5 protein-coding genes and 1 pseudogene are annotated in these 6,312 nt (G+C 77.0%); 4 read left to right on the forward strand and 2 right to left on the reverse strand.

From position 1 onward, the window contains the following. Positions 1-423: pseudogene (locus G6556_RS16365) on the forward strand (Ig-like domain repeat protein); the annotation flags it as partial. A 132-nt stretch (positions 424-555) separates the two neighbouring features. On the opposite strand, the gene G6556_RS16370 reads toward G6556_RS16365, so the two are convergent. Continuing rightward, on the reverse strand, positions 556-819 hold the full coding sequence (locus tag G6556_RS16370; RefSeq protein ID WP_166943809.1) for a PLDc N-terminal domain-containing protein: 264 nt from the start codon (positions 817-819) through the stop codon (positions 556-558). Between the two features lie 175 nt (positions 820-994). Between G6556_RS16370 and G6556_RS16375 the strand changes: the two genes are divergently transcribed. Next, positions 995-1,972 carry an alpha/beta hydrolase gene (locus G6556_RS16375; protein WP_166943811.1) on the forward strand — a complete coding sequence of 326 codons (978 nt, stop codon included), beginning with the start codon at positions 995-997 and terminating at the stop codon, positions 1,970-1,972. A gap of 11 nt (positions 1,973-1,983) precedes the next feature. Here G6556_RS16375 and G6556_RS16380 read toward each other — a convergent pair whose 3' ends face one another. After that, positions 1,984-3,588, reverse strand: a complete 1,605-nt coding sequence (locus G6556_RS16380; RefSeq protein ID WP_166943813.1) for a PucR family transcriptional regulator — start codon at positions 3,586-3,588, stop codon at positions 1,984-1,986. Between the two features lie 91 nt (positions 3,589-3,679). On the opposite strand from G6556_RS16380, the gene G6556_RS16385 reads away from it, so the two are divergent. Continuing rightward, a complete protein-coding gene (locus G6556_RS16385; RefSeq protein ID WP_205693626.1) occupies positions 3,680-4,774 on the forward strand; it encodes a DUF917 domain-containing protein in 1,095 nt (364 codons plus the stop codon). Beyond that, on the forward strand, positions 4,767-6,312 hold a 1,546-nt coding region (locus G6556_RS16390), incomplete at its 3' end, for a hydantoinase/oxoprolinase family protein (protein WP_346774949.1). The genes G6556_RS16385 and G6556_RS16390, both read left to right, overlap by 8 nt.

A 6,312-nucleotide genomic window follows, 5' to 3' on the forward strand; every position in this document is an offset into this window, starting at 1 on the left:
GCGCCCGCGCCCGCGCCGACCGCCGGCTCCGACCCGACCCCGCAGATCACCTCGTCGAAGACGCTCATGCGGGCCGGCGCCGCGGTGACCCTCGTCGCGCGCGGCTTCGTGCCCGGGGAGCGGGTCACGTTCGTGCTGCACTCCGACCCGGTGGTCCTGGGCACCGCGATCGCGGACGCCGACGGTGTCGCGACCCTGACCGTCGCCCTGCCCGCGGGCGTCCCGGCCGGCGCGCACACGGTCGTCGCCACCGGGGCCGACTCGGGCCGGGCCGCGGACGTCGGCGTGACGCTGACCGGCCCGGCGGACGGACTCGCCGTCACCGGCACCGACCCCGCCGCGCTCGGCGGGCTGGTCGCGGCGCTGCTCGTGACCGGCGGTGCGCTCGTCGCGGGCGCCCGGCTGCAGCGCCGGCGCGCCTGACCGCACGACCACGACCGCCCGTCCCCGGCACCCGGGGGCGGGCGGTCAGCCGTCCCGGCGGGCGGCGTCGACCGCAGCGCCCACCTCGCGCACCCGGCGGTCGACCCCGTCGACCACCGCGCCCTGACGCGCTCAGCCCTCCACCGGGTCGTCGGCGCGGCCGCGTGCCGACCTGCGGTCCAGCACCGCGCCCGCGAGGTAGGCCGCCGGGCCGAGCACGGGGACCACGAGGATCAGCACCAGGTGCGCCAGGGCGCTGGAGGCGGACTCCCGGCGCCGGGCCCAGACGAGCAGCGCGGCGACGGTCAGCCCGAGCAGGAGGAGGACGACCGCGGTCCACAGCACGTCGTACCCGGCGGGGATCATCAGCCGCCAACCAGCCACCTCGTCGTGCACGCCGATCCCCCTCAGCCCCCGCGGACGGACCGCCCGCCCTGGTCGAGCACGCTACCGGCGCGACCGCGCCGACGGGACGGTTCGGACGGGCGGCCTCGACCGACGGCGGGACGCCGCACCGTCAGGCACCCCGTCAGAATACTCAGCATGCTGAGGATCACGTAGGCTGGCGGGCATGACGCGACGGACGACCTGGCTCACCCTCCGCGTGCTCGTGGGGCTCGCCCTGCTCGCCGCTCCGGCCTGGGTGCTCGTGACCGCCGGCGGCGCCGTGCCGCACCAGCACGGGACGCTCGGCGCACTGCTCGCGGTGAGCGCGCTCACCGGGATCGCCCTGCTCACCACGACGGCGCTGACGTGGCGTCGCGACCGGCGGGCGACGCGCCCGGGGCCGCAGCCGGAGCGCTCTTGCGCCCGCCGGGCGCTGCGCGCCACCGGGGCCGGCGTCGGCCTCGCGCTGCTGGCCGTGCTCGCCGCCGCGACCGCCTGGCTGCGGCCGTTCCCCGCCACCGACGCCGCGCTCGACGCCCTGCGCAGCGACGACGCGGTCGAGGTCCGGGAGTCGGCGGGCTGGTACGCGTTCGTCCCGCGCGACGCCGACGCCACGACCGGCCTCGTCTACTCCCCCGGCGCCCGGGTCGACGTCCGGGCCACCGCCGCCGTGCTGCGCCCGCTCGCCGAGGCGGGGTACCTCGTGGTCGCCCTGAAGGGGCCGCTGGGCATCGCGCTGACCTCGCCGGGCCAGTCGGCGTCGGCGATGGCGGCGTTCGACGGCGTGGAGCGGTGGGCGGTCGGCGGGCACTCGCTCGGCGGGGTCGCCGCGTCGTCCTTCGCCGCCGCGCACGACGACGAGGTCGCCGGCCTGCTGCTGCACGCGTCCTACCCGCTCGGGGACCTGTCCGGCGCCGACCTCCTGGTGGCGTCGGTGTCCGGCTCGCGGGACGGGCTGACCACGCCGGCCGACGTCGACGCCTCGCGCGCCGACCTCCCCGCCGGCACCGCGTTCACGGAGGTCGACGGCGCGGTGCACGCGTTCTTCGCCGACTACGGCCCGCAGCCGGGCGACGGCACCCCGACGGTGCCGCGCACCGAGGCGCAGGCCGAGATCGTCGCCGCGAGCCTCGCGCTCCTGGACGAGGTCGCGGCCGGCTGACGCCCCGGGGCTCAGGACGCCGGGGCGGCGTCCAGGAGGCCGCGCATCCGGCACGCCAGGTGCAGGCCGAGGCGCACGTCCGGGTCGCCGAGGTCCACCCCGAGGGTCTCGGTGATCCGCTGGATCCGGTAGGTCACGGCGTTCGGGTGCAGGTGCAGCGCGGCGCCCGCGTGCTTCGGCGAGCACTGGTGGTCCAGGTACGCCGTGAGCGTGCGGACCGCGGTCGCGGCGCGGGCCGGGCCCAGCGCGTCGACCGGCGCCAGCAGCTCGTCCATCACCCGGCGGGACAGCGGGGACGCGTGCAGGTCGGCCAGCACCCGGCGCAGTCCGGTGGTGTCCATGACGGTGATGACCCCCGGCCGGCCGGTGCGCAGCGCGAGCTCCGCCGCCGACCGCGCCTCGACCGACGACTGCCGGATGCCGCCGAGCCCGCGCTGGTCGGTGCCCATGCCGACGTGCACGACGGCGCCCTCGTCCGCGACGAGCCGCGCGACCGCCGCGTCGACGTCCGACCGCGCCGCGCGGACCAGCACCTGCCCGTCGCCGCCGTCGTCGTCGCTGGCGAGCAGCAGCAGGCTGCCGCCGACCCGGACCACGTGCCACCACGTGTCCGACGGGTGCATGATCTCGAGGCAGATCAGCTCCGCGCTGGACAGCAGCCGGCGGCGCTCGGCGATCGGCGGGTCGCCCTCGCCGGCGTGCCCCGGCCGCAGGTCGACCCAGAACGCGACGTGCGTGCTGTCGACCGGCAGGCCGATGCTCCGGGCCTGCTCGGTGAGGCCGACCAGGTGGGTCGGCTCGGCGACGACGATCTGCGCCAGCAGCTCGGCGCGGGTCTGCGACGGGGCGAACCGGTGCTCGAGCGTCCGGCGGACCAGGCGCCCCACCGCTGCCGCGACCGACGGGATCACCAGGTCGGCCGCACGGTCCGGGACCGCGCACCGCACGGTGCCGACCACGCGCTCCCCGACCAGCACCGCGCCCGGGTCGGCCGCGCCTTCCGGCCCGCCCACGGACGCCCGCGCGGGCGCGCCGCCCCCGCGCCCGAGACCCCCGACGTCCCCGAGCAGGTCCACCGGCCGCCCCAGCGCGTCCGACACGGCGGCGAGCAGCGCCGCGACCCCGCCGTCCTCGGCCTCGTCGTCCCCGGCGGCGCCGCGGGCGAGCACGTCGAGCACCGCCTCCGCTCGGGCGACGGTGTCCGACGTCCCGCCGCGGACGGTGCGGTTCAGCCAGACGATGAGCTCGTTCACGTCGGCGGTGGCCGGCACCGCCAGCAGCGGCAGACCCGCGCGCGCCGCGATCCGGGCGGCGGTCACCGGGACCCGCTCGGCGCCGACCAGGACCAGCCCGGCGTGCGAGCGCTGCGCGGACCGGCGGACCGCGACGTCGACCTCGTAGGGTTCGGCAGCCCGCAGCGCGCCGCCCATCAGCACCACGAGGGCACCGGGCCCGGGCGACCCGACCGAGGCGAGGTCGCCGACGGTCGCCACCTCGCGCACCTCCCCCGCCTCGGCGGCCGCGCCGACGCCCCCCGAGGCCCCGGATTCACCCGCGCCGAGCACCCGCAGACCGTGATGCGCGCCACGCGCCACCAGCTCACCGACCGTCGCCATGCCCCGAATTGTGACGGCACCACAGTTCCCCGGCAAAACTCGTGCTGAGACGACATTCCACCCCTCACGGGCGCCGCGCAGACTTCCCCTCGTGAGCGTGTTCTCCCCCATCCAGACCATCGACGCGGAGTCGGTCGGCGCCCTCGGGCGCGGCTGCGCCGTGCTCAGCACCGGCGGAGGCGGCGGCGTCGAGACCGGGCTGCTGGCCGCCGGCCACGCCCTCGAGCAGTACGGGCCCGTCGAGGTCGTCCAGCCGGGCGACGTCGCCCCGGACGCCCTCGTGGTCCCGCTGTCGGGCATCGGCGCCCCCACCGTGTCGGCCGAGATGATCCCCGACGCCGACGACGTGCTGCGGCTGCGGGACGCCGTCGAGGAGCTGACCGGCCGCGAGGTCGCCGCCGTCATGTCCTCCGAGATCGGCGGCTCCAACGGCGTGCAGCCCGTCGCCTGGGCCGCCCGGCTCGGCGTCCCGCTGGTGGACGCCGACGGCATGGGCCGCGCGTTCCCCGAGGTCCAGATGATCTCGATGTACGTCGCCGGGCTGCCGGTGAACTCGATCGTGCTGGCCGACACCCTCGGCAACGTGACGACGATGAAGCCGGTCGACGGCCTCTGGGCCGAGCGGCTGGCCCGCGCGGTCGCGGTCGCCGCCGGCTCGCACGCGCTGATGGCCGACTACCTGCTGGACGGCGCGCAGCTCGACGGCGCCGTCATCCCCGGCACGGTGAGCCAGGCGGTCCGGCTCGGCCACGCCACCGAGGGCGCCGAGGACCCGCTGGCCGCGCTCGTCGAGGCGCTGGACGCCCGCGTGCTGGTCACCGGCAAGATCATCGACATCGAGCGCCGCACCGGCGGCGGCTTCGTCCGCGGCTCCGTCGTCATCGACGGCCTCGGCGACGACCGCGGCCGCCTGGTCCGCGTCGAGATCCAGAACGAGAACCTCGTCGTGCTCGACGAGGGCACCCTGCTCGCCTCCGTGCCGGACCTCATCACCGTGGTCGACACCGCGAGCGCCCGCGCCATCCAGACCGAGAACCTCCGCTACGGCCAGCGCGTCAGCGTCCTGGCCTGGGCGTGCCACCCGCTGTGGCGCTCGGAGCGCGGGCTCGAGGTCGTCGGCCCCCGGGCCTTCGGCTACGACCTGGACTACGTCCCCGTCGAGGAGATCGGAGCCGTCCGTGGCTGACCTGCGGCAGCGCCCGCTGCGCATCGGGATCGACGTCGGCGGGACCAACACCGACGCCGTCGTGCTCGACGAGGGCGGCACCGTCCTGGCCTGGACCAAGCAGGCCACCACCCGCGACGTGACCTCCGGCCTGCAGGCCGCCGTCGGCGCGGTGCTCGACCAGATCGGCGACGACCGGGAGCGGGTCGGCCGGGTCATGCTCGGCACCACGCACGCGACCAACGCCATCCTGGAGCGCCGCGGCCTGGGCCGGGTCGGCGTCATCCGGATCGGCGCCCCCGCGACGACCGCGGTCCCGCCGCTGTACTCCTGGCCGAAGGACCTGCGCGACGCGGCCCTGGTGGACGCGGTCGTGGTCGGCGGCGGGCACCTGATCGACGGCTACCCGATCGCGCCGCTCGACACCGAGGCGATCCGGGCGTTCGTGCGGAAGCACCGCGAGGCCGCGGACGCGTTCGCGGTCACCGGCGTGTTCAGCCCGGCGTTCCGGGACCAGGAGCTCGAGGTCGCGCAGATCGCGGCGGAGGAGGCCGGCGCGGACGTGCCGGTGTCGCTCAGCCACGAGATCGGCTCGCTCGGCCTGGTCGAGCGGGAGAACGCCACCGCGCTCAACGCCGCCCTGTACGGCGTGGCGCGGGACGTCACCGACGCGCTCGACCACGTGGTCCGCGCGCACGGCCTGGACGTCGTCACGTACTTCGCGCAGAACGACGGCACCCTGATGGCGCCGGACTACGCGGCGCGTTACCCGGTGCTGACGATCGGCTCCGGCCCGGCGAACTCGCTGCGCGGCGCCGCCTACCTGTCCCGGGTGCAGGACGCCGTCGTGATCGACGTCGGCGGCACCTCCTCCGACCTGGGCGTGCTGCTCAAGGGCTTCCCGCGCGAGTCGGCGCTGGCGGTGGACATCGGCGGCGTGCGCACCAACTTCCGGATGCCCGACATCCTCGGCATCGCGGTGGGCGGCGGCACCCGGGTGCGCGGCACCGTCGACGAGGTCCGGATCGGCCCCGACTCGGTGGGCTACGCGCTGCCGCAGCACGGCCTGGCGTTCGGCGGCGAAACCCCCACGCTGACCGACGGCGGCCTGGTCGCCGGCCGGACGACGATCGACATCGCCGACGCCGCCCGCGTCGGCGACGACGACCGCGCGCTGCTCGCCGCCGGCCTGGCCGCAGCGGACGAGGCGATCGCCGAGGCGGTCGACATGGTGACGATGGGCCGCTCCGAGCAGCCGCTGGTCGCGGTCGGTGGCGGCGCGTTCCTGGTCCCGGACGACGTGCCCGGCGTGGCCGCGGTGCTCCGCCCGGAGTTCGGCCAGGTCGCGAACGCCGTCGGCGCCGCCATCGCGCTGGCGTCGGGCCGCTGGGAGGCGATCGTCCCCGCCGGGGCCGGCCGCACCGAGGCGCTCGACGAGGCCAAGTCGGTCGCGTGCCGCCGGGCGATCCAGGCCGGCGCCGACCCCGAGCACGTCGAGGTCGTCGAGCTGACCGAGGTCCCCCTCTCCTACCTCCCCGAGCCCGCGATCCGCGTGCAGG

Origin of the sequence: Cellulomonas sp. IC4_254 (assembly GCF_011603975.1) — a bacterium.
Taxonomy (GTDB): Bacteria; Actinomycetota; Actinomycetes; order Actinomycetales; family Cellulomonadaceae; genus Cellulomonas.